Here is a 24,320-nt window from a genome sequence, read left to right as displayed (position 1 = left end):
ATCCCGCAGAAACCAAGGTTCACGCAGGTTCACGTGGCGTCATATTCGCTGCCAGGCCTTCAATGTCGCGCGGAGTTGTGCGGCAGCAGCCACCTATGAGACGGGCGCCGCGATCCTGCCAATCCGGGGCGTTGCCCGCCAAGGTTCCACTGCCCTGAACGCCCGCCGATGGAGCCCACGTCTTGGTCACGGCATCGTAGCTCTCCCCCGAATTCGGATACGCGACCAGTGGCTTGTTCGAGAAGCGGTGCAGAGTGCCGAGCGCGTCCGTTACGAGCTCCAGCGGCACACAGTTAACGCCGACGGCGGTCACGCGCGGTTCCGCGCTGAGCAGCACAGCCACGTCGCCGATCGGTGTTCCGTCGCTGATGTGGCCGCTGTCCCGCAGCGTAAACGTAAACCAGGATTCGACGTCGAACTCCGCTACGAGCTCCACCAGCGCCTCCGCTTCGGCGTATGACGGCAGCGTCTCACATGCCAGGAAATCCGCGCCGGCTTCCACCAGCGCAGCAATGCGAGGCCGGTGGAAGTCCCTGAATTCCGCGGCAGAAAGCGTGTAATCACCGCGGTACTCTGAACCGTCAGCGAGGTAAGCGCCGTATGGGCCAACGGATCCGGCCACCAAAAGCGGCCCATTCGCGGTGCCATCTGCCAAAGCTTCCCGGCGCGCTTCATCGGCCAAGCGGACACTCAACGCCACCAACTCCAGCGACTCTTCAGCGCCCAGCCCACGCCGTGCGAAACCCTGCGGAGTCGCCTGGTAGCTGGCTGTGATGGCAACGGAGGCACCGGCGTCGAAGTAGTCCTTGTGGACCTGTTTGATCAGGTGCGGCTGCTCCAGCAGGACCTTGGCCGACCACAACGGATCCTCAAGATCGCAACCGTGGGCCTCCAGTTCCGTGGCAAGTGCGCCGTCCAAAACCAGGTCCTTGCCGGTAGCCAGATGGGTGCTGAGCGTGGTGTTCTGTGGCATGGGTCCTTCCCCAAAAAGAAAACCGCAGCTTGCTCGCTGATCCCGCCGTACAACGTTAGGAGTCGCGAACAAGCTGCGGTTTTGTGACTACGTGTGACCCTAGATGACGTAACGTTCGTCTTCGTGGTCGCCCGGGTGGTCCTTCACCAAACCAGCGGCAAGGGTGTTGCCGTCGATGGGGTCGATCACCAGGAAGGCGCCTGTGCGCCGGTGGTGCAGGTAGTTCTCCAGCGGCAACGGAGCGGACAAGCGAAGCTGCGCGTGTCCGATGTCGTTGAGCTCCAGGTTGGAAGCCGGCTCCACGTTGAACGTAGCCAGGTCCAGCTTGCCGGTGACGTTCCGGACCAGCGCCTGAACGGTACGCGTTCCGTGCTTCACCAGGACCTTCTGGCCTTCGCGGAGCGGCTTCGGCGAGAGCCATGCCAGCGATGCGTACAGGTCAGCGGTGCTTTCGCGGACCGTCCCGGCTGCAGCGATGGTGTCGCCGCGGGCGATGTCGATCTCGTCGGCCAAACGGACAGCCACCGATTGCGGGGCAGCGGCCTCTTCCAGCGACTGGCCGGCAAAGTCGATGCCAACAACCGTGGTGGTGCGCGGCTCGTGACCTGGGCTGATGACGGATACTTCGTCGCCGAGCTTCACGGAGCCCTCGGTGATTTGGCCGGCGTAGGCACGGTAATCGCGGTACGCCTCTACATCGAGCCCGGCAGCAACAGCATCCGGAGCAAGGGCGCCCTGCGGCCGGATGACCATCTGGACCGGGAAGCGGAAGCTTTCCAGTTCTGCCTCAAGCTCATCAGCGGCAGGGAGGGTTTCGAGGACCTCCAGCAGTGCAGGACCGGTGTACCAAGGGGTGCGCTCGGAGCGATCCACAACGTTGTCGCCGTCGAGCGCCGAAACGGGAACCACCAGCAGATCAGCAACGCCATCGGAACCCAGGCCGAGCTCGCGGGCAACCTTCTGAACATCAGTTTCGATGTCGCGGAACACTTGCTCGCTGAAGTCCACCAGGTCGATCTTGTTCACGGCCACGATGACGTGGGCCACACGCAGCAACTGCAGCACGGACAGGTGCCGGCGGGTCTGCTCCAGCACACCCTTACGGGCGTCAATGAGTACGACGACGGCATCCGCAGTGGACGCGCCGGTCACCGTGTTCTTGGTGTACTGAACGTGGCCGGGGCAGTCCGCCAGAATGAAGCTGCGGCGGTCCGTAGCGAAATAGCGGTAGGCGACATCGATGGTGATGCCCTGCTCGCGCTCGGCACGCAGGCCGTCGGTCAGGAGGGCCAAGTCAATCCCGCCCTTTTCCCCGCCGAAGCCGCGGTCCGCAGAGGTGCGGGCAACGGCGTCGAGCGTGTCAGCAAGAATAGCCTTGGAATCGTGAAGGAGGCGGCCCACCAAAGTGGACTTGCCGTCGTCCACCGAGCCGGCGGTCGCGAAACGGAAGAGGGTTGTGGGCAGGGCTGTTTCCAGCCCGGCAGCCAATGTTTCGGTGCTCATTTAGAAGTAGCCGTCCTTCTTGCGGTCTTCCATGGCTGCCTCGGAGATGCGGTCATCTGCTCGGGTGGCGCCACGTTCGGTCAGGGTGGAGGCAGCGACTTCAACAACGACGTCGGCCACAGTGCGGGCGTCTGACTCGACGGCACCTGTGCAGGACATGTCTCCCACCGTGCGGTAGCGCACCAGCTTGGTGATGACATCCTCGTTGGGCAGCGGCTGGGAAACCTCGCCCACAGCACGCCACATGCCGTCGCGGGCGAAAACTTCGCGCTCGTGAGCGTAGTAGAGGCTGGGGAGCTCGATGTTCTCACGCTCGATGTAGCGCCAGATGTCCAGCTCGGTCCAGTTGCTGATGGGGAACGCGCGGACGTGCTGGCCCACCGTGTGGCGGCCGTTGTACAGGTTCCACAGTTCGGGGCGCTGGTTGCGCGGGTCCCACTGGCCGAATTCGTCGCGGAGGCTGAGGATGCGCTCCTTGGCACGGGCCTTATCCTCGTCACGGCGGCCGCCGCCGAACACGGCGTCGAACTTGTTGCGCTGGATGGCGTCCAACAGCGGAACGGTCTGCAGCGGGTTGCGAGTGCCGTCGGCGCGCTCGGCAAGCTCGCCGCGGTCGATGAACTCCTGCACGGAGCCAACAACCAACTTCAGGCCCAGGCGCTCAACGGTGCGGTCGCGGAAGTCGATGACCTCCGGGAAGTTGTGGCCCGTGTCCACGTGAAGGACGGGGAAGGGAACCTTGCCCGGCCAGAACGCCTTGGTGGCCAGGTGCAGCATGACCACGGAATCCTTGCCGCCGGAGAACAGCAGCGCGGGCTTCTCGAACTCGGCAACAACCTCGCGGATGATGTGAATGGCTTCGGACTCGAGGGTGTCCAAGCTGGAGAGGCGCTCGGCTGAGGGGGCGTCAACTGCCGCTGCAACTTCCACCGTGGACTCCTCTGTTGTGTACGTGCTCATGTGTGTAGTCCGCATTCTGTCTTGTCGGATCCTGCCCAGCGGCCGGCGCGGGGGTCTTCACCCGGGGCCACTTTGCGGGTGCAGGGCTGGCAGCCGATGGACGGGTAGCCCTGGCTCAGGAGGGGGTTGACGGGAAGGATGTTGTCCTCGGAGTACTCGATCAGCTGATCGAAGGTCCAGTCGACCATCGGGTTCACCTTGACCAGGCCGAAGCCTTCATCCCAGGTGACCACGGGAGTATTCGTGCGGGTGGGGGCTTCATCGCGTCGGACACCGGTGAACCACACCTCGTAGCCGGCAAGCGAGCGGCGCAGCGGCTGAACCTTGCGCAGCGCGCAGCACTGGGCGGGGTCCCGGGCGAACAGGTCCTTGCCCAGAAGGCGGTCCTGCTGTTCCACGGTGCTTTCCGGAAGGACGTCCACCACGTTGACGCGCAGGTTGGCCGCAACTTCGTCGCGGGTCTGGTGCGTTTCCTTGAAGTGGTAGCCGGTTTCCAGGAACAAGACGTCGACGCCGGGAAGCTGGTCCGCGACCAAAGCCGGCAGGACGGCATCGGCCATGGAGCAGGCGACTGTCACCATGGGCAGTTCGAAGTTGCGGGCCACCCAGGCGATGACGTCCCGAGCCGGCGCGTTCCAGCCCAGCTCAGCAGCACCTGATTCAGCTAAGGCCTTGAGCTCTTCATGGGAGCGCAGCAACGGACGGGCTGCTGCGCTGGCGAGGTTGGTAATGGTGACGGGATCTGTCATTGGAGATCTCCTTCATCTGCCGAGTGTGCCCACTCTGCAAAGGTCTGGCCCTCTGCGCCCACGGCGACGAACTTCCGGACCACGCGCTCCACATAATCGGGCAGGTCTTCCACCGTGACTTTGAGGCCGCGGACGGTACGTCCCAAACCGGCTTCCTCGCGCTCGTTGTTAGCCAGCCCGCCACCGAGGTGGACCTGGAAACCCGGGGTGGGATCGCCGTCGGGCGTTGGCAGCATCATGCCCTTCAGGCCGATATCGGCCGTCTGGATACGTGCGCAGGAGTTCGGGCAACCGTTGATGTGGAGGGACAGTGCCGACGGCAGCTGCTTGGTCTCCACGAGGTCGGCCAAGCGGCGCTCCAGCTCAGCGATGGCCGTAGCCGCCGTGACCTTGGTTTCCACGATGGCCAACTTGCAGAACTCGATGCCCGTGCAGGCGATGGTGCCGCGGCGGAACACGGACGGACGAGCCGAGAGGCCCAAGGTATCCAGTTCGGCGATGAGCGGCTCCACCTGCTCCTTGGCCACGTCCAGGATGACCAGCTTCTGGTGAGGAGTGGTACGGAGGCGGTAGCTTCCGTGCTTCTCCAGCGTGTCAGCCAGCGTAACCAGTGCCTCGCCGGAGGTGCGACCCACAGTCGGGGTCACGCCGATGAAGAACTTGCCGTCCTTCTGCTCATGAACGCCGATGTGGTCACCGGGAGCCGTGGGCTTGGGAGCTGCAGGGCCATCGGGAAGCTTGAATCCGAGGTATTCGTCTTCAAGGATCTGGCGGAACTTGGCGGGGCCCCAATCGTTCATGAGGAACTTCAGGCGGGCCTTGGTGCGCATACGGCGGTAACCGTAGTCGCGGAAGATGCTGGTGACGCCGAGCCATACTTCAGCGGCGACGTCAGCGGAGACGAACACACCCAGGCGTTCGGCCAGGCGGGGGTTGGTGGACAGGCCGCCGCCAACCCAGAGGTCGTAGCCCGCGCCGAGTTCGGGGTGGACGACGCCAACCAAGGCGAAGTCGTTGATCTCGTGCACCACGTCCTGGGACGGGTGGCCCGTGATGGCGGTCTTGTATTTGCGCGGCAGGTTAGCCAGCTCGGGGTCGCCGATGAAACGCTCGGCCAGCTCGTGGATCAGCGGCGTGGGATCGATGATCTCGTCCTTGGCGATGCCCGCGACCGGGGATCCGAGGATGACGCGGGGAACGTCGCCGCAAGCCTCAGTAGTAGACAGTCCGATGCCTTCGAGGCGGCGCCAGATTTCCGGCACGTCCTCAACACGGATCCAGTGCAGCTGGATGTTCTGGCGGTCCGTGAGGTCGGCCGAGCCGCGGGCGAAGTCCACGGAGATCTGGCCAATAACGCGAAGCTGCTCGGTCGTCAGCGCACCGCCGTCGATGCGCACACGCAGCATGAAGTACTTGTCTTCGAGCTCGTGCGGTTCAAGCGTTGCGGTCTTGCCGCCGTCGATCCCGGGCTTGCGCTGGGTGTAGAGACCCCACCACCGGAAGCGGCCGTGAAGGTCTGTGCCGTCGATCGAATCGAAGCCCTCTTTGGAGTAGACAGACTCAATCCGCTCACGGACGTTCAGCCCGTTGTCTTCCTGCTTCCAGGTTTCGTTGGCATTGAGGGGCGCGGTGCCGTCAACCTTCCACTGGCCGTGGGGCTTGGCGGCAGGGCGGGTGCGTGCCGGACGCTTGGTGGTCTCAGCCGACGCACCGGCTACAGCTGTATCTGTCATACATCGACTGTAGGTCTGGCCAGTTTTCGCCAGCAAAGGTCCGGAAACGCGAAGTCACCTAGGGAAACATTTCGTCACGAAGGCTTCATCGGCCTTGTTGCAGCGGGCTTCTTATGCAGGTTCATATTGTGGCTTTGTGGCCCCTTTCGTGACGCTCCTCTGTGGGATTGAACGTGTGACAAGACGGATTCGTCCAATCGTTGTAGCGTCATTGAGGTACCGGCCGAGTCCGAGGACGCTATTTCGGGGAACGATGACGCTCAACTGGAATATTGACACCGCAGGCACCCACGCTGTGCTCACCACCGCAGCCTCTAACATCGACGCGCAAAACGAAGCGGCTAGGGCAGTGGGAACCGCCATTTCCGATGTCGGGGCCGTGCTCGGCACCGGTCTTGTAGCTCAGGCGCTCAATGAATTCGTAGAGCAGTCACTGGCACTCAAGGTCAAGTTCATTGCCGGCAGGTCCGCAGCAATCGTCCAAGGAACCAACGACGCCCTCATGGCGTACGTTCAGGCAGACAGCGTCATGGCGCAGCAGGCCCAGGCCTCGGCCATCGCGGCCGGTAACAGCGCGTCCGGTAACAGCGCGTCCGACGGCGGCGCCATGCCACTGCGGGCAGGTCACCGCCCGGCGGAGCTTGGCTAAAGGGACAACATGACTACCTTCAACGAGATTTGTGTAGCACCAGGGGTGGGGTCCCGGGCCTCGACCTCACAGCGTTGCCCGTGATACCCAACCCGGAAGCTTTGGACGCACAAGCTGCTGCCCTTTCAACTGCCGGGGCGAAGTATGAGGCATCAGTTCAGGTCACTGCCTCGGGCTTGAACGCCTTGGCCGGGACATTCGATACACCCGAGAAGCCACAGCTTCTGGCGGCCTTTTCCCCAGTTACCACCATGGCGGATGATCTCAATAGCGGCGTTTCAATGGTCGCTTCTGCCCTGTCGGTTTTCGCTTCCGCTTGCCGCGACATCAAAACGAGAAGCGACGCCCTGAGGAGCGATTCCGGAAACCTCAGTTCACGCATTGAGCTCAAGGGCGACGAGTGGGCCACCGCTCCTGAGCTCGTTAGTGAGCAGAACCGGCTGCTCGCTGAACTTAACAACATCAAGGCTCGGTTCATGGAAGCCGAGCAGGACTGTGCCAATAAGATCGCTGCCCAGTACGGCGGAACACATTATGTGAACATCAACGATTCGCAGGCGAAGCCGGATGGATCCAATGTTCATGCTGTTGATGCCGGGACTTTGGATGCATTGGGCGCACAAGGTGATCTCCCCTGGGGCGCACCCGTGGATCGGGCCAGACTTCGGGGCTTGATGGGTGCTGGGCAGGGCCTGTTGGACTCGGGGTGGGAGTTGGTGGGCGGCGCCTACTCATTGACTCCGTTGTCGCTGGCGTGGAAACCCGAGATTAAGGAATTGGGCCTCACCACCCAAAATTTCGGTGACGCCTGGAGTGGTGTGGGCAGCATGCTCTGGAACGTGGGCATGTTTGTAGCCCCTGGCATCTGGCTGGACCGGGCAATCACAGGGAAACAGTAGGAGCAGGACGCTGCGGCTGAGCAGTTGGGAAAGGTCCTTCCGGACTTATTCCAGGCGGACGCATGGTCAAAGGGCGAATGGGAATATGCCCTGACCCGCAACTCAGCGGATGTTGGCGCCTTCGTTGTCTCCTTCGGTACGGCTGGCGTCCTGAAAGCCGGATCCCTCGCTGAACGACTTGGTCTGCGTCTCGCCAGTGCGGGTAACCTAGCAAGTCTGCCCGGCACACTGCCAGGCCTTGCCAAAGTAGGAGAACTCCGTTCAGTGACGGTAGCAAAAATCACTGACGTGATGACTACGGTCAAGGTTGTCACCTGGGAGAGCCTGATCAAACCACCGTTGCAGGGATCCGCGAACCTCCTCAACCACCTCGACGACGGTGCTGGCGCAGTCCGTGTAGCGGATGGCATCTCCGGGGTGGGCCGTGGTCCTTTGGGCGGGCTGGCAGAGGAGGTTCTTCACGGCATCGACCGCCTGGACCAGGCCGCCTACCGTCCCCCGGCGATGGGCACCCTCGGCAGAGCCGCGGAGCATCACGAAGTCATCGCCCAACTCAAACCTTCGCCGCTCCACGATGCCTCGAACCCTGCAGTGCAGCAAGTGGTTCGTGTCCCCGATTCCATGGTTCCCGGACCCAGGACTCCCTGGACCAAAGTCACCGAAGGCTTCGCACCCAACACCGAATACCGGGTGCCCGGCCGCGGTACCTTCATTACGGATGCGAACGGGACCATCAAAGAAGCTGTCATCACCAAGGTCAAGGACAAACTGAACCCTGACCTGAACAACCCGCTGCCGGACATGACGTACAAGGTGGAGGGCGTCAAAGGTGACGTGACGTTCAAGACCAATGGAGAAGGACATACGGAACACGTCAAGGTGGAGGGGCTCGAACTCGGGGACGGCCAAAGGTCCCCATACATCCAAGGACAAGGTCGGCAGGGAATCAATGGCCGAGATAGGCGACTGGGATCCCGACGTCGTTCCACCCGACTACGACGGCGGCCACCTCATCGCGCGACTCTTCGACGGAATCGGCGAACGCATCAACACCGTTGGCATGCTAAAGGAACTGAACCGAAGCTCCGTTAACCGGAAGAACTTCTACAGGATAGAGATGCAGCTCCGCGACAAGTTGCTCGAAGTACCGCCGCCTAGAATCAATCTGCAGATTGACGTGTTGAGACGACCGTCCATGAAGACCCCCGAAAAATTCCTAGTACGGGCCACGAACGGTAACGACCAATTTATCAACGAAACCTTCAATATCATCCTCGGAGGAGGCAGTCTATGACACCTAAAGGCCCCGTCAAAGATCCATTTGAGCAAGCACGGGAGTATGAGCGCATCATCGCTGAGGGGATTTGGGCAATCCGTCCTACAGACAGAGCGTGGGATGCCCTCGTTTATGTCCACAATCAAATAGGAAGTCGCGGCAGCTCCATTACCAAGATTTATGACCATGGTGAGCTCGTACAACGAGCGTCATTCGCGGACGAAATCCTGTTTACAGTCGATGATCTTCGGGAAGTGATGTACAGGCCCGGCAAAGGCACATGGTTCTCAATGACCCTCAAAGTCACTCCCAAAGGAGACGGCTGGGAAGCAGACTACAACTACACCGAAAAGCCCGTTTGGGAACTCGGAGAACCGGTCAACGACACCTACGCCCAGGAGCTGTACCTCTTCCCCCGGGACGAGGAACACATCCCCGACTGGTTCAAAGAAGAAATGAAGGGCGCCACATGGACCCCGGATTCCGACTAGGGCTTCCAGAAATGACGCAAGGAACCACCTCACATGACACTTTCGAAACAACTCGAGAACTCGAGAGAACCTGCTGAAGGACTTTGGGCCGTTCGGCCCCAAGACATCCAATGGGATGAGTTTGCATATGTTCGCTCCGAAATCGGAAGCAGGGCAAGCTCCATCGCAAGGGCCTACTTAGCCGGTGCCGAGGTGAAACGCATCCACGTGGACAATAACGTGCTTATAGCAGCCCGGACGCTTAGGGAAGTGCTGTACAGGCCCGGCAAAGGAACCTGGCTTTCCATAACTCTGAAAGTCACTCCCAAAGGAGACGGCTGGGAGGCTTCCTACAATTACGACGATAGACCGCATTGGGAACTCGGTGAACCGTCCGCTGACACTTATGCCCAGGAGCTGTACCTCTTCCCCCGCGACGAGGAACACATCCCCGACTGGTTCAAAGAAGAAATGAAGGGCGCCACATGGACCCCGGATTCCGACTAGGGCTTCCAGAAATGACGCAAGGAACCACCTCACATGACACTTTCGAAACAACTCGAGTACTCGAGAGAACCATTGCGGAAGGACTTTGGACGACACGGCCTTTGGACATTGAGTGGGACACCTTCGCTTACGTCCGCTCAGAAGTAGGCGGAACAGCAAGTGCCATCGCTAAGGCCTACTTGGATGGCACCGAGATGACGCGCAAGCACCTCGACAAGAGCGTTGTCATAGCGGCGCGGACGCTACGGGAGTTGATGTACAAGCCTGGCAAGGGCTCTTGGCTTTCCATGACCCTGACCGTCACGCCAGCCGGAAATGGCTGGGAAGCCGACTATAACTACACAGAAAAGCCCGTTTGGGAGCTCGGCGAACCGGTCAACGACACGTACGCCCAAGAGCTATACCTCTTCCCCCGGGACGAAGACCACATCCCCGACTGGTTCAAAGAAGAAATGAAGGGCGCCACTTGGACCCCGGAGGATGCCTAACCGCTGTGGTCAGCGGCTAGCCAACACTGCGTCGTACCGTTCCAGCGCGATCTCCGCCAACACAGGAGACGGCAAAAGCGGTGCAGCCACAATGTCCGCGCCCGCTTTGGCCAACTGGTCGTGGAAATAGCCGGTTGCCAGCAGGTAGGAGGCAATGAAAACCCTGCCTGTCCCACCGTCTTCGGCGAGTTCGGCACGCAAGGAGGCGACGCCGTCGGGCACTGTTGGCTGGGCACTGGCGCCATAGGCGACGCGCACCTTGTTCGGCAGCAGCTCGGCGAGGAGTCGCGCCTGCTCTTCTGAATCCACCGAACCGTCCGGCAGGGACGATCCCGCGGCAGCCAGCAGCACGCCGTCGTTCTCGGTCAGTCCAGCCGCCCGCAAATGCGTGGCCAACAGCTCAGCCAGCCGCGGGTCAGGGCCCAACGGCCTTGCGGCCACTACCTCGGGCCGGGTCTTGATCGCTTTGGGCACGTCCACCTTGATGTGGAAGCCGGTAGAGAGCAAAAGCGGCACGACGACGGCGGCAGTCCCCTCCGGCAGGCCCTCCACCACTCCGCCCAGCTCCGGTTCCTGCACGTCAACGTACGCCTCAACCACGCGCAAGCCGGGGCGGAGGGTCTCAATTTCTGCCATCACACGGCGGATGGCAGCCTGGCCTTCGGCATTGCGGGTTCCGTGGGCGCAAGCGATCAAAACAGGGCTGTTCATGGGAGCTAGCGTAACGTTGAGCCAGCACCTGTTGTTAAGCACGTTAAGAAAGAACCAGTCCACTTGATTTCCTTTGACATTGTTCTTCTTTGGCTTGACCTCATCGGCGTGTTCTTTTTTGCAGTGTCGGGCTCGTTGTTGGCCGCCCGGAAGCAGTTCGACTTTGTTGGCTCAGTGCTGCTCGCTTCCATCGCGGCGCTGGGCGGTGGAGTAATACGCGACATCGTGATCGACGCCGGACCCCCGATCGCCTTCACAAACCCCGCCTACCTCGCCCCGCCTGTGCTGGCGGCCCTGCTGGTTTATTACTTGTTTTCCTCCGTGCAGCGTTTCACCTCTCTGCTGACCCTGTTCGACGCCGGCGGGCTGGCCTTGTTCTGCATCACAGGCACGCTGAAGGCAATCGGCGCGGGCATGAACCCGGTGGCCGCAATCCTGTTGGGCGTCACCACGGGAGTGGGCGGCGGTCTGCTCCGTGACATCACGGCCAACGAGATTCCCACCCTGTTCAACAACCGCGATATCTATGCGCTGCCCGCCTTCGTGGGCGCGGGGCTGACCACGTTGCTGTGGCACCTTGGCCTGTTCAGCGGGCTTACGGCCTGTGTCATTGCCGGTGTTGTCTTCACTTTCCGGGTGACCGCCTGGCGCCGCGGCTGGTATGTCCCCCTGGCTGTGCGCGGATGGCATCGCGCAGGCACCGGTGGGGGCGCAATTTCGGGTGCCCGGGATTAGCTAGGATAAGAGCATGACTGACATGTTCCTCGAGAAGTTCCGCGCGCTGGTCCCAAAGTATCTCGAGGATGAATGGCAGGAAGAAGACGGCCTCACGCCGGCCGAGCTGGACGACGCCCTGGCCGATCACTCCTTCACCATCCCGCTGGTTCTGCGCGAGTTCTACCTCGCCATCGGTGGCTGCGAGGACCTCATGGAGGCCTACCACTACTTCTGGGACCCCGAGGAACTCGAGGTGGACGACGAAGGCTTCCTCATGTTCCTTGAGGACGAGGATGAGCAGTTCACCTGGGGCTTCCGCACCGCCGACCTCAGCATCCCGGACCCCATCGTGTGGCGCCGCAACAACGCCCGCGGCCAGTGGAAGAGCGAAGAGGGCACGTTCTCCGAGTTCGTGTTCGACATGTTCGAGTGGGCATTTAACGACGAAGACTAACTTTCCAGGTTTCGAGCAGCCTCTTCTCACCCATTCCGGGTTGGGAGGGGGCTGTTTTTGTTCCCCTCTCGCGAAGGATTACGACGGCGGTCGGCCGGCTATGTATCGGAACGGGCCGAAACGGCCGGTCTCCCGGTTGCGCAGAACCACTAGGAGTTCGTCCACCATCCGCTGAGGGTGATGCACTACGTCTGCATAGTAGTAGTGCAGGGTCATGAGTCCGCCGAGGATGCCTGCATTGTTCCGGTATTGGTCCTTCTTGACCTGTTTCCCCTCCAGGTGGGTGCCGCCGTCGAGTTCTACAATCAGGCAGTCTTCGATCAGACAGTCCACTTCTCCCACACCTGGTACGTCCACATGCATACGGACTCTGAGACCTGCCCGGGTGAAGTGTGTATGGGCCAACACCTCCAAGAGGGAGTCGGCACGAGGGAGAACCCAACCCACGATCTCGCGGACCTTGCCATTCCGGTTGCCGGGAAGCTTCGATCTCAGGAAATCCGTAGACAGGAGTGCTTGGCTAACTGCGCTCTGCACCATGACCAGTGCTTCAAGTTCCGGTAGGCACCTGAGGGAGTGGATCAGGACATCGGCTACCCCTGCAACTGGTAGATACGAGTGTGCCGGGTGCAGGCAGGCTCCGTGGTGGACTACACCACGTCTCACTTGGCCCGTACTGCAGCTCAGATGGAGAGAGCCGGGGTCGCCAAGGGTCCAAAGCCGATAGAAGCGAGCTGCTGAAACGCAGGTAAGTAGGCCATCGGCTCGAAAGGCGGCAACGACGTCGGGGTCCGCTCTTCTTGACGTGTAGACGCCACGATGAAGGCGGGTCACTCGGCCGTCCCTGACTGCATTCGTGAGCATGCGGCGAGTAAAGCCTGCAGTTGTTGAGAAGTTCCTTATGTGGACAACTCCCGCGGGCCGCCACCACCTACTTTGAGGTCTTGAATGCAGCGACACACCCTGCGGCAGGCGTGTCCCGGGCTTCCCAAAGTCTGAGTAGGTGATGGAGGACCAACGCCGTCCTGTAAATCACGCTGCATGAACGAAAAAACCATTGACGTGGAAAGTTGCATATATGACAGGATTGTCATAAGCTTTTCACGGATCCACTAAATGCCTCCGGTGGGTCTGATGCGAACGGAGATTGTGGTCCCGGTTCGGTGCAGCGTATGACTCGTAACGTTGCAACGAACCGGGGCCATTCCTTTTTTAAACCAGGGTGGCGCCGAAACGGCTGTGCGGCCACCACCCACTTTGAAGCCAAGAAAGCCGGACACGCCGTAAAACGAGGGCCATGCAGTCCCCATTCCACCCAAAGTAGGTAGCTGCGGTACACGGGCAGCCAACAAAACAGGCGCCCAGCCCCTCAAGGGCCGGACGCCTGCGGCAAAGCAAACAGAAAACTAGCTGCTGCGGTCTACCACCGCGTGGGCGAAGTTGGTCAGGGACGCCTTCACAACGCCCTCGGGCAGCGGCTCCAGAGCCGCAACGGCCTCGGCGGACCACTGGCGGGCGATCTTCCACGATTCCTCGGTGACGGGGTGTTCGCGCAGACCGGCAACAACTTCAGCCAGGGCCTCGTCGGAGCTCAAGTCGCCGTCAACGAGTTCCAGCAAAGCAATCGCGGAGGCATCCCCTGCAGCAGCATCGCGGCGGAGTAGCAGGACAGGCAGCGTAGGAACACCTTCGCGGAGGTCGGTGCCCGGGGACTTGCCGGATTTGACCTTGACGCCGGTCACATCGATGACGTCGTCGGCAAGCTGGAACGCCACGCCAACCTTCTCGCCGTATTCCACCAGCAGGTCCTCGTAGGACTCGTCGGCACCGGCGAAGATCGCACCCAACTGACCGGATGCTGCTACCAGCGAGCCGGTCTTGTCTGCGATGACGGACAGGTAGTGCTCTACGGGATCTTCGTCTTCCCGCGGTCCAACAGTTTCGTGGAGTTGGCCAAGGCACAGGCGCTCGAAGGTACGCGCCTGAATACCCAGAGCACGGGAACCGAGCTCTGACACCAGGATAGAGGCGCGGGCAAAGATGAGGTCGCCGGTAAGGATGGCCACCGAGTTGCCCCATACTTCGTGGGCAGTGGGAGCGCCGCGGCGGAACGGAGCGGAGTCCATCACATCGTCGTGGTACAGCGTGGCAAGGTGTGTCAGTTCCACTACAACAGCGGCCTGAACAACTTCGGGGCGTGAAGCATCACCAAGGTGGGCGCACAGCAGGGTGAGCAGCGGACGGATGCGCTTACCACCGGCTTCCACCAGGTGGCGCGACGTCGCGTCAGCCAGGGGGTCCGAGTTGGAGATGGCTTCGCGGAGCTTCTTTTCCACCCGGGCAAGGTTGGTGGTGATGGCAGGGCCGAGCTCGGCATCACCGGCAATGGCGGCAAAACCGGCGGGCAGCTGGAGCCCCGTTGCGATCGCAGTGGTGTTGGGAGCAGGCTCAACAGTCTGCGGCAAGCCGTGTCCGGCATGCGTCCAGCTGTGTTCGGCAGAGTTCGTCACGGGTTAACCCTAACTAGTTGTTGCGGAAACCGCGGAGTCGGTGCCTACCGGCGTAAGGGCGCTGGCAGGGGAAGTGTTGGAGGTGGCCGGAACCAGCATCTCGAGGACCCGGATCACGCGGTCTTCGAAGCCTTTCGCGGACGGATCCGTGAGGTTCGCGAGCATTCGAACCACAAAACGCATAAGGACAGGAATGGGCATACCCGTGCGCAGTGCCAGTTTCATCACGGCGGGCTTCCCAATCAAGGAAGCGAATAGACGGCCAAGCGTGAAGTGCGATCCCCACTGGTCCCGAACATAGTCCGCATACCGCGAAAGGTGGGCATCGGCGTCGTGCGTGGACCAACCGGCGGAAGCCGAGCGCGACGAAGCGTCAATCAGGAACTCGGCCGCGAACCGGGCCGATTCCATAGCGTAGGAAATGCCCTCGCCGTTGAACGGGGACACCATGCCGCCGGCGTCGCCCAGCAGGAGCAGTCCGGGCGAGTAGTGCGGCGTGCGGTTGAAGCCCATGGGCAGCGCGGCGCCGCGGATCTCCCCCACCTGGTTTTCCGGCGTGAATCCCCACTCGGCAGGCATGCCGGCGGTCCATTCGCGCAGGACCTGCTTGTAGTCGAGCTTGCCGAACTCCTTGGACGAGTTCAGGATGCCCAGGCCAACATTGGACGTGCCGTCACCGACGCCGAACACCCACCCGTATCCGGGCAGCGGCTTACCGGACTTGCCGGGAAGTTCCAGCCAGCCTTCCATCCAGTCGTCGTCGTGACGCGGCGACGTGAAGTAAGTACGGACGGCGACGCCCAACGGACGGTCGTCGCGCTTGTGCATGCCCAGCGACACAGCGGTTCGCGTCGAATTGCCGTCCGCAGCGAGCACGACGTCGGCGTGGAAGTCGCGCGTTTCGCCCGTCTTTCGCCCGGACTCGTCCAGGATGGAAGCCCGGGCGCCAATGACGCGGCCGTCGTCCGCAGTCAACGCGGAGGTGACACTGTGGCGTTCAAGCACGACGGCGCCCGCGGACTGGGCGTGACGGGCCAGATCCTCGTCGAAACCGAGGCGGGTCCGGATCAGTCCGTACGTGGGAAAGTCGGCTACCTCGGGCCAGGGCAGCTCGATGGTGCGACCACCGGCAATGAGGCGAAGGCCCTTGTTGCGCCTCCACCCTTCCGAAACAGCGTGGGGCAGTCCGAGCTTCTGAATTTCGCGGACAGCGCGCGGAGTAAGCCCATCGCCACAGACTTTTTCACGGGGAAAAGAGGTCTTTTCCAGCACCGTGACATCGACGCCCGCTTGGGCGAGGTAATACGCGGCGGTGGACCCTGCCGGGCCCGCGCCAACAATCAGTACTTTCACGTCGTCCTAAATAAGCAGGCAGTACGAGGTCAGCCGGCCTGGTGGCGCGGCTTGATCTGGCGGCGAAGCTTTGCCACTGGAACACTTTCGCGGTGCTCGTCGGGCTTCTGCGCACGGTGCACGGCAACGATGCCGCCACTGAGATTGCGGTAAGTGATGTCCGTCCAGCCGGCATCGCTGAGCCACTGGGCCAGGTGGTCCTGGTCCGGCCAGGCGCGGATGGACTCGGCAAGGTACACGTAGGCGTCCGGGTTGGAGGACACCTTGGTGGCGATGGCGGGGAGGGCGCGCATCAGGTACTCGGTGTAGAGGTTGCGCCACAGGGGAACCACGGGGTGCGAGAACTCGGCAATGACCAGGCGGCCGCCGGGCTTGGTGACGCGCAGCATTTCCTCAAGGGCCTTGCGGGGTTCCACCACGTTGCGGAGGCCGAAGGAAATGGTGGAAGCGTCGAAGCTGTTGTCAGCGAACGGCAGGTTGGTTGCGTCACCGGCAATGAAGTCGATGTCCGGGCGGCGGCGCTTGCCCACCTTGAGCATGCCCAGGGAGAAGTCGCAGGCCACTACGTCCACGCCCGCGTCGGCGTAGGGTTCGCTGGAAGTTCCCGTTCCGGCGGCGAGGTCCAGGACCTTCTGGCCTACCTTCACATCCATGGCATCAACCACGATCCGGCGCCAACGCCGCGTCTGCCCCATGGACAGGACATCATTGACGACATCGTATTTTGGGGCGACATCATCAAACATCGTCGCAACTTCGTCCGGACGCTTTTCCAAGGATGCTCGGTTCACCCTGTAATTGTCTCAGACATTCAGCCGACTTTGCTGCGCTGTAGAAGTCGGCTCAGATTCTGGCTGCGCGCGGGAGTACTGTTGTTCCATCATGACGAGCACGCTCCGTACCTTGACAGTCCCCCTCGATGTCGAATCATCCTCCGGGGGGCTGCCGTCGTTTCTGGTGCGGGACGACGTCCTCTGCTGGTCCCGCCGCGAGGCCGGCCTGGTGGGCTATGGCGAACTGACCCGCTTCAACACCACAGGCCCCGAACGATTCCTTGAAGCCGACATTTGGTGGCGGCACCTCATTCTTGAGGCGGAAATCACGGATCATGTGGATGTTCCAGGCACTGGTCCGGTGGCTTTCGGCTCGTTCGCCTTCTCCAAAACCTCCCCCCACGTTTCCCGCCTGATCCTCCCCGAGCTTGTGGTTGGCATCCGCGACGGCCGCGCCTGGGCCACCCAGCTAACGTTCGACGACGGCCCCCTCACCGAGGCAAGCGTTCTCGCCTCGGTGGACCGCTGGCTGACCGAGCCCGAGCCTAACGGCGACGGTTCAGCGAGCGGAGGGCCCGACGTCGGACTCTCACCCGACGCTATTGCGGCGGACGGTTCCGCCGGTCACCTCAGCCGTGGCTCCTTGAGTGAGGCCGCTTGGATGCAGGCCGTGTCCAACGGTGTGGAGGAAATCCGCGCCGGGAAGCTGGAGAAGCTCGTGTTGGCGCGGGACGTCGTGGCCAACCTTCCCGAGGGCGTCAACGCCGCGGAGGTGCTTCGTCAGCTCGCCGCAAGGTACCGCGAATGCTGGACCTACGGCGTCGACGGACTGGTGGGTGCTACGCCGGAAATGCTGATTCAGGTGGAGGGGCGCACCGCACAGGCGCGTGTGTTGGCAGGAACCTTGGATCGCCGTGATGCGGACGGTATGGACGGCTCCCCCATGGAATATGCGGAACGAGTCCTGGCCGGTTCGGAGAAGCAGCGGCACGAACATGAGATCGCCATTGATTCTCTGACGCGGCAACTGGCTCCTTTCTCCGAAGCGATGAATTCCCATAGCGAGCCCTTCATCCTTGAGCTGCCCAATGTGTGGCATCTGGCCTCCGATGTGAAGGCTGAGCTCGCAGACATCGAGGGTCACGTGCCCACGTGCCTGGCCTTGATCAATGCTTTGCATCCCACCGCGGCGGTCTGCGGAACGCCCACGTTGGTGGCCGGGGCTTTGATCCGCAAACTGGAACATCTGGATCGCGGACCCTACGCCGGGCCGGTCGGCTGGCTCGATGCTGCGGGGAACGGCGAATGGGGCATCGCACTGCGTGGCGCGGTCATCGAAGACGCCAACACGGTGCGCCTGTACGCAGGTTGCGGCATCGTTGAGGGCTCACAGCCCGAGGCGGAATTGGCAGAAACGTGGGCCAAATTCAGGCCGATGCTTGAAGCGCTGGGCATCAAGCGCTGAATCTGGGATTCCAGACAGGGCCGCTGCTTGCGGGGTTGATAAGTGGGTAAACTTGTTATCCAATAGTGAAACTTCGTTTCCTGTGATGCACATCTCACGTTCGGCGCTACACTAAAACCGACTCAGTTCAGCATCCACCGCAACAAAAGGTAAACAACATGCAGATCTCCCGTTCGGTTCTGTCCGGCACCAAGATTGCCGCCGTGCTCGCAGCAGGCGCACTGGCCCTGACCGCCTGTGGTGGTTCCTCCACCCCGGCCGCGTCCTCTGAGTCGGGCCTCAAGCTCATCAACGCCGGCAAGCTCACCGTATGCTCGGACGTTCCCTACGAGCCCTTCGAATTCCAGAAGGACGGCAAGATCGTTGGCTTCGACATGGACATCGCCGCCGAGCTCGCCAAGGACGTCAAGGCCGAACTCAACGTAGTGGACAGCTCCTTCGAAGCAATCGAGACCGGCACCGCACTGACCGGTTGCGACGTCTCCATCTCCTCGATCTCCATCACGGACGTCCGCAAGAACGTCATGGACTTCTCCACCCCGTACTTGGACGACGACCTGACCCTCGTGGCCACGTCCGCCTCCGGCATCGACAACCTCGATGGCGCAAAGGGCAAGAAGGTTGGCGTCCAGCAGGCCACCACCGGCGCCCAGTACGCCAAGGACAAGGGAATCGACGCCCAGCAGTTCGAAGACTCCGGCCTCCTGGTCCAGGCCCTCAAGGCTGGCACCATTGACGCCGCCGTCGGCAACCAGTCCGTACTTGGCTACGCCATCAAGGACGACTCCAACCTCAAGCGCGTGGAAGACTACGCAACGGGCGAGAAGCTGGGCATCTCCATCAAGAAGGGCAACACCGCCATGGCGGATGCCGTGAACGCCACGCTGAAGCGCATCACCGACGACGGAACGCTGAAGAAATTCGAGACCACCTGGTTCGGCGAAGCCACCAAGTAGTCCGAGCCCCGGCTCCTCCAAGATCCACGCAGGCGGGCCCCGAAACGATCTGTTGAAACGGTCCTTTCGGGGCCCCACCTGCGCAACATGAATGTGAGAACCCCATGGCAATGACTGCACGTCAACGAGCCAAAGTCAGTTTGTACGTCCAGGCCGGAATCTTTGTTGTGGCCGTGGCCGCCGTGATTATTGCCGTGGACTGGAAGACGGTTGGCACCAGCGTCTTCAACTTCGCCAAGATCGGCCCCATGTTCCCGGATATCTTCCTGGTGGGCCTCAAGAACACCCTTATCTACACTTTCCTGGGCTTTGTGGTGGGCCTCTCCGGCGGCCTCCTGCTCGCCCTGATGAAGCTTTCCTCCTTCCCGCTGTACCGCTGGCTTGCCACGGGCTACATCGAGTTCTTCCGCGGTGTTCCGGCTCTGCTGGTCTTCATCGCGTTTGGCTACGGTGTTCCCTTGGCCTTCGGAATCCAGTGGGACGTCAACATCATCGTGATGGTTTCACTGGGTATGGTTGCCGCCGCTTACATCGCTGAAACCCTGCGCGCCGGCCTCCAGGCCGTGCCCAAGGGCCAGATGGAAGCCGCGCGTTCGCTGGGCATGCCTCACTGGCGGGCAATGGTGTCAATCGTCATCCCCCAGGCGTTCAAGATCGTTCTTCCCCCACTGACCAACGAGATCATCCTGCTCACCAAGGACTCCTCGCTGATCTACGTCCTGGGCCTCACCGCCTCCCAGTACGAGCTCACCAAGTTTGGCCGCGACGGCATCTCCAGCCTCGGCGCAGGCCTCACGCCGCTGCTTGTGGCCGGTGCCTTCTACCTGGTCATCACCATCCCCTTGAGCCTCCTGGCACGGAAGTTCGAAAGCCGCTCCGCGCGGACCAAGCGATAGGCAGGACAGTCATGAATAACTCCAATGGGAGCACGGCCACCGTTCGCGCCGCCGGCGTCAATATCAAGGATCTGCGCAAGTCCTACGGCAGCAACGAAGTTCTCAAAGGCATCTCGCTGACGGTCGAACCGGGCCAGGTTGTTTGCTTGATCGGACCTTCGGGTTCGGGCAAGTCCACCCTCCTGCGCTGCGTCAATCTGCTGGAGCAGCCCAACGCAGGAACCATCAACGTGGGCAAGTTCGAGGCCACTGACCCCGATGTGGACCTCAACCGGATGCGCCAGAGCGTCGGCATGGTGTTCCAGCACTTCAACCTTTTCCCGCACCTCAGCGTCCTGGACAACTGCACCATCTCCCAGATGAAGGTGCTCAAGCGGTCCAAGTCAGAGGCCGGGGACGTCGCGCGCCGCAACCTGGAACGCGTCGGCCTGGGCCATTTGGCTGACCGTTACCCGGACCAGCTCTCCGGTGGCCAGCAGCAGCGCGTCGCCATTGCCCGGGCACTGTCCATGGACCCGCAGCTCATGCTCTTCGATGAGCCGACGTCTGCCCTCGACCCCGAAACCGTGGGCGATGTCCTGGCCGTCATGCGCAAGCTGGCCCAGGAAGGCATGACCATGTTGGTGGTCACGCACGAGATGGGCTTCGCCCGCGAAGTTGCTGACCGCGTGGTGTTCATGGACGCCGGCGTTGTGGTGGAAGAAGGGCCTGCGGAGAACGTCATCAGCGCTCCCACCCAGCCGCGCACCAAGGAATTCCTGCGCCGCGTCCTCGACCCCACGCACATCGACGTGGTGGACGAATAACCCTTTGTGGCACTAGCCGCGCACAGTCGTTAGCGCCACCGAAACGGGAGGGTGACACCCATATGGGGGTGTCACCCTCCCGTTTTTGCGTTCGACGCCCTTTCGCGCGCCGTTGGCGCGCCCTTTCGCGCCCGGCGCACCCCTCGTTCAACCACGGCGCACCCCTTCGCGCCATTCGCACCAGCGGGAACCGGTGCAAACGGCGGCAACGGGTGCGACCAACACACAACACACGCCCCGCACCACCCCGCGCCCGCACACGCCCGGCGCACCCCTCGTTCAACCACGGCGCACCCCTTCGCGCCATTCGCACCAGCGGGAACCGGTGCAAACGGCGGCAACGGGTGCGACCAACACACAACACACGCCCCGCGCCACCCCGCACCCGCACGAACCCCGGCGCACCCCTCGTTCAACCACGGCGCACCCCTTCGCGCCATTCGCACCAGCGGCAACGGGTGCGAACAGCGGCAACGGGTGCGACCAACACACAACACACGCCCCGCACCACCCCGCACCCGCACACGCCCGGCGCACCCCTCGTTCAACCACGGCGCACCCCTTCGCGCCATTCGCACCAGCGGCAACGGGTGCAAACAGCGGCAACGGGTGCGACCAACACACAACACACGCCCCGCACCACCCCGCACCCGCACACGCCCGGCGCACCCCTCGTTCAACCACGGCGCACCCCTTCGCGCCATTCGCACCAGCGGCAACGGGTGCAAACAGCGGCAACGGGTGCGACCAACACACAACACACGCCCCGCGCCCGCACACGCCCGGCGACGCCCGGCGCACTACTCGTTCAACCACGGCGCACCCCTTCGCGCCATTCGCACCAGCGCGAACGGGTGCAAACAGCGGCAACGGGTGCGGGTAGGCGGAGCGGGGCTAGCCGGCCGTAAGGACTTGGCCCACTGCGGCCGAGACGGCTTCCTTGATCCGGGCATGGAGTGCCCGCAAGCCCGAGCGGTCTACGCGGACTTCCACAATGGTGCGTCCCTTCAGCGGCGACTTGAGGGCCGCGGCGAGTTCCGCCGTCGTGCTCACCGTCTGATGCCCGACGCCGTACGCCGCCGCGAGTGCCCCGATGCCCACTGAGTGCGGGGTACCAAAGAGGCGCTCGACGGCGGTGCCATAGGCGCCTGAGTCCTCCACCGCACCGTGTTCGAGGAGGCTGAAGATGGCACCGCCGGAATCGTTGAGCACCACGATGCGGAGATCCGGCACGGGCTCGCCGTGGCCGAGGAGCAGTCCGCCGGCGTCGTGGAGGAAAGTGACGTCGCCCAGAAGGACCGTGGTTTCGCGTCCGCTGCCCAAGGCGATTCCTGTGGCTGTGGCGATGGTGCCGTCAATACCGGCCAGTCCGCGGTTGGCGTACACGGTGGCGATGGGTTCGGGGTGGGGTTGGCCGGCGAGGTCGACGTCGCGGATCCCGTTGGAGGAACCGAGCACCAACTGCCCGCGGGAATGCTCCCAGACCGTGGCCCCAACGGACGGACCGTTGGCGAGGTCTTCCCCCGCGAGCACACCATCCAGGCCATGCTGGGCGGCAGCACCAGCGAGGAGCCAGGAATCGAGCCATTCGGCGGAGCCACGGCCGGCGAAGTCGGCGAGCTCGGGAAGAGTTTCGATAGGGGTTTCGCGACGTCGGCCCTCTTCGTACCAAGCAACGGGGACGGGCTGGTAGATAGCAGACACAACAGACTCACGCGCCAGAAGGGAAGCCACCGGGCGGGAGAGAGTAGCGCGACCAAACAGGACCACACGTTCGATCGGCGTCGGGGAATCAGGACCGAAGTGTGCCAACAATACCCGGTAAGGCCCTACTGCGTTCGGCCCGAAGCGCGCGTTGGACGAAGGTTCGGCCAGCAGGGGCAGGCCATGGGCGCGGGCAAAGGCCTCGGCTACGGGACCGGCGTCATGGCCCGCGAGGACCACGGTGCGTCGCTCAGCGAGTTCGCCGGATGCTGCCGGAAGGTTCAGTGCTTGGGGACCGGCGTCGTAGTGGAACACGCCGTGTCCCGCGGCGGCCGGAAGGGCGTCGCCGTCCGCCGGTACCAAGGGATCACGGAAGGCGAGATTCACTTGGACAGGGCCCGGAGGTGTATCTTCGAGGGCCCCGGTGGCAGCGTAGAGCGCGGTGGCAACAGCCTTCTGCGGGTGGTCACCGGCCGGGACGTCGACGGCGAATCTGACGTGATCGCCGAAAAGGTCCAGTTGGATGGTGGTCTGGTTGGCCCCGGTCCCGTGAAGTTCTTCCGGCCGGTCTGCGGAGATGACGACCACCGGGACAGCTGAATGGTTGGCCTCCATGACTGCCGGCAGAAGATTGCCCACCGCCGTGCCGGAGGTTGTCACCACGGCAACCGGCGCCTCAGTGGAGAGGGCAAGGCCCAGCGCGGTGAACCCTGCGTCGCGCTCATCGATGCGGACGTGGAGCCGGACGCGGCCCGCAGCTTCCGCTTCCGCCAAGGCGTAGGCCATGGGTGCTGAGCGCGAACCCGGCGCTACCACCACGTGCCGCACACCGCCGTCGAGCAGTGCTGTAACAGCGATCCGTGCGGCGCCGATGGATGTCAGAGAGTCCTGGGAAGTCACCGTTCCAGTCTATTGGCGCCGCCCGGCCCCTCATCCCTCTCTCACATCCCTAGCCCTTCCGGCCAACGGTCTCTCACGTCCCTAGCCCTTCCGGCCATCCCTCTCTCACCCCGGTGCCGTTAGGGTTCCTTCACGTCCAGAACTACCTCGTTGTGGCGGAGGAACCAAGGCTTGAAGGGAGGGTCGAAACGCGCGAACCTGGGCGAACCGATGGGTGTCAGATCAGCCAGCTGAAGGGCCTCCGTCAGCGCTACAGTATGGCGTTGAAAGGCCGCGGCTGATCCGTTGCCTGTGAATCGGGCTACAGCAGATAACGCCCCAGGCACCTCACGGATTTTGACCCTGGACTCGTCAGGTACAGGAGCAGTCTCTACTGTCAGTCCGGCTGGCAGGACAAAGGCAACGACGTAGTCCTGATCGGCCCCCGGAATGGGGCCGCTCTGTAGGACCGGTGCCGTCATGACCAGTTCCTCCGACGTTCCACTCTCCTGAATGACCGGCGCAGTCATGGACAGCTTCTGTCTACTGGTGTTGCTGCCGCTGATGTAGTTGAAAAGATAACGGAAGGCCTCGTTCCCGGCACGATCAAACGCGGCGTGGACTTCCACCTCCGCGAGTACATGCGCGGGATAGCGGCGCAGCTCGAAGTGTGGATACTGCTGGACCAGATCGTACGGCTGCTGTTCAGTCATGGTCCAACCGACCCTACGCCGCCAAGGCGCAGGCCACCATAGAACCCGATGTGAGAGAGCGTCACGCCACAAGCACGTGGGATGTGAGAGAGCGTCACGCCACAAGCACGTGGGATGTGAGAGAGGGTCGGCAAGACGAAATGCTCTCCCTCCCGGGGAGCCCGGGTGGGAGAGCA

At 62.6% G+C, this 24,320-nt stretch carries 25 protein-coding genes and 1 pseudogene; 13 read left to right on the top strand and 13 right to left on the bottom strand.

Annotation, left to right across the window (positions count from 1 at the left end; translation table 11 throughout):
• Positions 1-19: 19 nt before the first annotated feature.
• The 5 genes from mmuM to J3A64_RS01270 form a co-directional block, all read right to left on the bottom strand.
• On the bottom strand, positions 20-973 hold the full coding sequence (mmuM, locus tag J3A64_RS01290; RefSeq protein WP_210063488.1) for a homocysteine S-methyltransferase: 954 nt from the start codon (positions 971-973) through the stop codon (positions 20-22).
• A gap of 99 nt (positions 974-1,072) precedes the next feature.
• Positions 1,073-2,476, bottom strand: coding sequence for a sulfate adenylyltransferase subunit 1 (locus J3A64_RS01285; protein WP_210063487.1), 1,404 nt, complete (start codon positions 2,474-2,476; stop codon positions 1,073-1,075).
• Entirely contained in the window at positions 2,477-3,436 is a 960-nt protein-coding gene (cysD, locus tag J3A64_RS01280; RefSeq protein ID WP_014922478.1) for a sulfate adenylyltransferase subunit CysD, read from the bottom strand. It lies immediately after the preceding gene.
• The gene (locus tag J3A64_RS01275) at positions 3,433-4,185 is read right to left on the bottom strand and encodes a phosphoadenylyl-sulfate reductase (protein WP_011775728.1); all 753 of its coding nucleotides are present in this window, start codon (positions 4,183-4,185) and stop codon (positions 3,433-3,435) included. The genes cysD and J3A64_RS01275 overlap by 4 nt, the downstream gene beginning before the upstream one ends.
• Positions 4,182-5,918, bottom strand: a complete 1,737-nt coding sequence (locus tag J3A64_RS01270) for a nitrite/sulfite reductase (RefSeq protein WP_014922480.1) — start codon at positions 5,916-5,918, stop codon at positions 4,182-4,184. Before J3A64_RS01270 ends, J3A64_RS01275 begins: the two co-directional genes overlap by 4 nt.
• A 253-nt stretch (positions 5,919-6,171) precedes the next feature.
• Between J3A64_RS01270 and J3A64_RS01265 the strand changes: the two genes are divergently transcribed.
• The 7 genes from J3A64_RS01265 to J3A64_RS01235 all read left to right on the top strand — a co-directional run bounded on the left by J3A64_RS01265 (position 6,172) and on the right by J3A64_RS01235 (position 10,207).
• Positions 6,172-6,567 (top strand): DUF6507 family protein, encoded by a 396-nt coding sequence (locus J3A64_RS01265; RefSeq protein ID WP_210063486.1) that lies wholly within the window; start codon positions 6,172-6,174, stop codon positions 6,565-6,567.
• Positions 6,568-6,647: 80 nt separating this feature from the next.
• Positions 6,648-7,466 (top strand): hypothetical protein, encoded by an 819-nt coding sequence (locus J3A64_RS01260; protein WP_210063485.1) that lies wholly within the window; start codon positions 6,648-6,650, stop codon positions 7,464-7,466.
• Between the two features lie 264 nt (positions 7,467-7,730).
• Complete coding sequence (locus J3A64_RS23560; protein ID WP_286176131.1) at positions 7,731-8,558, top strand: hypothetical protein; 828 nt, start codon at positions 7,731-7,733, stop codon at positions 8,556-8,558.
• On the top strand, positions 8,479-8,760 hold the full coding sequence (locus tag J3A64_RS24045) for a hypothetical protein (protein WP_374100557.1): 282 nt from the start codon (positions 8,479-8,481) through the stop codon (positions 8,758-8,760). The genes J3A64_RS23560 and J3A64_RS24045 overlap by 80 nt, the downstream gene beginning before the upstream one ends.
• On the top strand, positions 8,757-9,233 hold the full coding sequence (locus J3A64_RS01245; protein WP_210063482.1) for a hypothetical protein: 477 nt from the start codon (positions 8,757-8,759) through the stop codon (positions 9,231-9,233). The genes J3A64_RS24045 and J3A64_RS01245 overlap by 4 nt, the downstream gene beginning before the upstream one ends.
• A gap of 33 nt (positions 9,234-9,266) precedes the next feature.
• On the top strand, positions 9,267-9,719 hold the full coding sequence (locus J3A64_RS01240) for a hypothetical protein (protein ID WP_286176130.1): 453 nt from the start codon (positions 9,267-9,269) through the stop codon (positions 9,717-9,719).
• An 11-nt stretch (positions 9,720-9,730) separates the two neighbouring features.
• Positions 9,731-10,207 (top strand): hypothetical protein, encoded by a 477-nt coding sequence (locus J3A64_RS01235; protein ID WP_210063481.1) that lies wholly within the window; start codon positions 9,731-9,733, stop codon positions 10,205-10,207.
• 9 nt (positions 10,208-10,216) lie between these two features.
• Here J3A64_RS01235 and J3A64_RS01230 read toward each other — a convergent pair whose 3' ends face one another.
• Positions 10,217-10,981: a sirohydrochlorin chelatase gene (locus J3A64_RS01230; RefSeq protein WP_210063480.1), complete on the bottom strand. Its 765-nt coding sequence runs from the start codon at positions 10,979-10,981 to the stop codon at positions 10,217-10,219.
• Here J3A64_RS01230 and J3A64_RS01225 point away from each other — a divergent pair, their 5' ends adjacent.
• Complete coding sequence (locus J3A64_RS01225; RefSeq protein WP_210063479.1) at positions 10,982-11,653, top strand: trimeric intracellular cation channel family protein; 672 nt, start codon at positions 10,982-10,984, stop codon at positions 11,651-11,653. It abuts the gene before it with no gap.
• Between the two features lie 13 nt (positions 11,654-11,666).
• Complete coding sequence (locus J3A64_RS01220) at positions 11,667-12,089, top strand: hypothetical protein (protein WP_210063478.1); 423 nt, start codon at positions 11,667-11,669, stop codon at positions 12,087-12,089.
• A 78-nt stretch (positions 12,090-12,167) separates the two neighbouring features.
• Here the strand turns inward: J3A64_RS01220 and J3A64_RS01215 are convergent, their stop codons facing one another.
• The 5 genes and pseudogenes from J3A64_RS01215 to J3A64_RS01200 all read right to left on the bottom strand — a co-directional run bounded on the left by J3A64_RS01215 (position 12,168) and on the right by J3A64_RS01200 (position 16,743).
• On the bottom strand, positions 12,168-12,755 hold the full coding sequence (locus J3A64_RS01215; protein ID WP_286176128.1) for an endonuclease domain-containing protein: 588 nt from the start codon (positions 12,753-12,755) through the stop codon (positions 12,168-12,170).
• Between the two features lie 150 nt (positions 12,756-12,905).
• A pseudogene (locus tag J3A64_RS24040) lies at positions 12,906-13,049 on the bottom strand (hypothetical protein); the annotation flags it as partial.
• Between the two features lie 446 nt (positions 13,050-13,495).
• Positions 13,496-14,599, bottom strand: coding sequence for a polyprenyl synthetase family protein (locus J3A64_RS01210; RefSeq protein WP_011775735.1), 1,104 nt, complete (start codon positions 14,597-14,599; stop codon positions 13,496-13,498).
• 9 nt (positions 14,600-14,608) lie between these two features.
• Positions 14,609-15,952, bottom strand: a complete 1,344-nt coding sequence (locus J3A64_RS01205) for a geranylgeranyl reductase family protein (RefSeq protein WP_210063477.1) — start codon at positions 15,950-15,952, stop codon at positions 14,609-14,611.
• 29 nt (positions 15,953-15,981) lie between these two features.
• Positions 15,982-16,743 (bottom strand): demethylmenaquinone methyltransferase, encoded by a 762-nt coding sequence (locus J3A64_RS01200; protein WP_011775737.1) that lies wholly within the window; start codon positions 16,741-16,743, stop codon positions 15,982-15,984.
• A 91-nt stretch (positions 16,744-16,834) separates the two neighbouring features.
• Between J3A64_RS01200 and J3A64_RS01195 the strand changes: the two genes are divergently transcribed.
• The 4 genes from J3A64_RS01195 (at position 16,835) to J3A64_RS01180 (ending at position 20,848) form a co-directional block, all read left to right on the top strand.
• Positions 16,835-18,190, top strand: coding sequence for an isochorismate synthase MenF (locus tag J3A64_RS01195; RefSeq protein ID WP_011775738.1), 1,356 nt, complete (start codon positions 16,835-16,837; stop codon positions 18,188-18,190).
• Between the two features lie 158 nt (positions 18,191-18,348).
• The gene (locus J3A64_RS01190) at positions 18,349-19,146 is read left to right on the top strand and encodes an ABC transporter substrate-binding protein (RefSeq protein WP_011775739.1); all 798 of its coding nucleotides are present in this window, start codon (positions 18,349-18,351) and stop codon (positions 19,144-19,146) included.
• Positions 19,147-19,250: 104 nt separating this feature from the next.
• Positions 19,251-20,042: an amino acid ABC transporter permease gene (locus J3A64_RS01185; protein ID WP_011775740.1), complete on the top strand. Its 792-nt coding sequence runs from the start codon at positions 19,251-19,253 to the stop codon at positions 20,040-20,042.
• 11 nt (positions 20,043-20,053) lie between these two features.
• Positions 20,054-20,848 carry an amino acid ABC transporter ATP-binding protein gene (locus tag J3A64_RS01180; protein WP_014922492.1) on the top strand — a complete coding sequence of 265 codons (795 nt, stop codon included), beginning with the start codon at positions 20,054-20,056 and terminating at the stop codon, positions 20,846-20,848.
• Between the two features lie 894 nt (positions 20,849-21,742).
• On the opposite strand, the gene menD is transcribed toward J3A64_RS01180, so the two are convergent.
• Positions 21,743-23,452 carry a 2-succinyl-5-enolpyruvyl-6-hydroxy-3-cyclohexene-1-carboxylic-acid synthase gene (gene menD, locus J3A64_RS01175; protein ID WP_014922493.1) on the bottom strand — a complete coding sequence of 570 codons (1,710 nt, stop codon included), beginning with the start codon at positions 23,450-23,452 and terminating at the stop codon, positions 21,743-21,745.
• Positions 23,453-23,571: 119 nt separating this feature from the next.
• Complete coding sequence (locus J3A64_RS01170) at positions 23,572-24,144, bottom strand: heme-binding protein (RefSeq protein WP_210063476.1); 573 nt, start codon at positions 24,142-24,144, stop codon at positions 23,572-23,574.
• Positions 24,145-24,320 lie beyond the last annotated feature (176 nt).

Origin of the sequence: Pseudarthrobacter sp. PvP004, from assembly GCF_017876035.1 — a bacterium.
GTDB classification, from domain to species: Bacteria; Actinomycetota; Actinomycetes; order Actinomycetales; family Micrococcaceae; genus Arthrobacter; species Arthrobacter aurescens_A.
Note: the sequence above shows the minus strand (reverse complement) of the source record. Positions and strands in the feature narration are given on the sequence as shown.

Coding starts and splice junctions, on each gene's coding strand:
- J3A64_RS01170 (WP_210063476.1), bottom strand. CDS start 24,144: ATGACTGAACAGCAGCCGTACGATCTGGTCCAGCAGTATCCACACTTC.
- J3A64_RS01240 (WP_286176130.1), top strand. CDS start 9,267: ATGACACTTTCGAAACAACTCGAGAACTCGAGAGAACCTGCTGAAGGA.
- J3A64_RS01220 (WP_210063478.1), top strand. CDS start 11,667: ATGACTGACATGTTCCTCGAGAAGTTCCGCGCGCTGGTCCCAAAGTAT.
- J3A64_RS01190 (WP_011775739.1), top strand. CDS start 18,349: ATGCAGATCTCCCGTTCGGTTCTGTCCGGCACCAAGATTGCCGCCGTG.
- J3A64_RS01265 (WP_210063486.1), top strand. CDS start 6,172: ATGACGCTCAACTGGAATATTGACACCGCAGGCACCCACGCTGTGCTC.
- J3A64_RS01235 (WP_210063481.1), top strand. CDS start 9,731: ATGACGCAAGGAACCACCTCACATGACACTTTCGAAACAACTCGAGTA.
- J3A64_RS01180 (WP_014922492.1), top strand. CDS start 20,054: ATGAATAACTCCAATGGGAGCACGGCCACCGTTCGCGCCGCCGGCGTC.
- J3A64_RS01185 (WP_011775740.1), top strand. CDS start 19,251: ATGGCAATGACTGCACGTCAACGAGCCAAAGTCAGTTTGTACGTCCAG.
- cysD (WP_014922478.1), bottom strand. CDS start 3,436: ATGAGCACGTACACAACAGAGGAGTCCACGGTGGAAGTTGCAGCGGCA.
- J3A64_RS01245 (WP_210063482.1), top strand. CDS start 8,757: ATGACACCTAAAGGCCCCGTCAAAGATCCATTTGAGCAAGCACGGGAG.
- mmuM (WP_210063488.1), bottom strand. CDS start 973: ATGCCACAGAACACCACGCTCAGCACCCATCTGGCTACCGGCAAGGAC.
- J3A64_RS01270 (WP_014922480.1), bottom strand. CDS start 5,918: ATGACAGATACAGCTGTAGCCGGTGCGTCGGCTGAGACCACCAAGCGT.
- J3A64_RS01275 (WP_011775728.1), bottom strand. CDS start 4,185: ATGACAGATCCCGTCACCATTACCAACCTCGCCAGCGCAGCAGCCCGT.
- J3A64_RS01285 (WP_210063487.1), bottom strand. CDS start 2,476: ATGAGCACCGAAACATTGGCTGCCGGGCTGGAAACAGCCCTGCCCACA.
- J3A64_RS01195 (WP_011775738.1), top strand. CDS start 16,835: ATGACGAGCACGCTCCGTACCTTGACAGTCCCCCTCGATGTCGAATCA.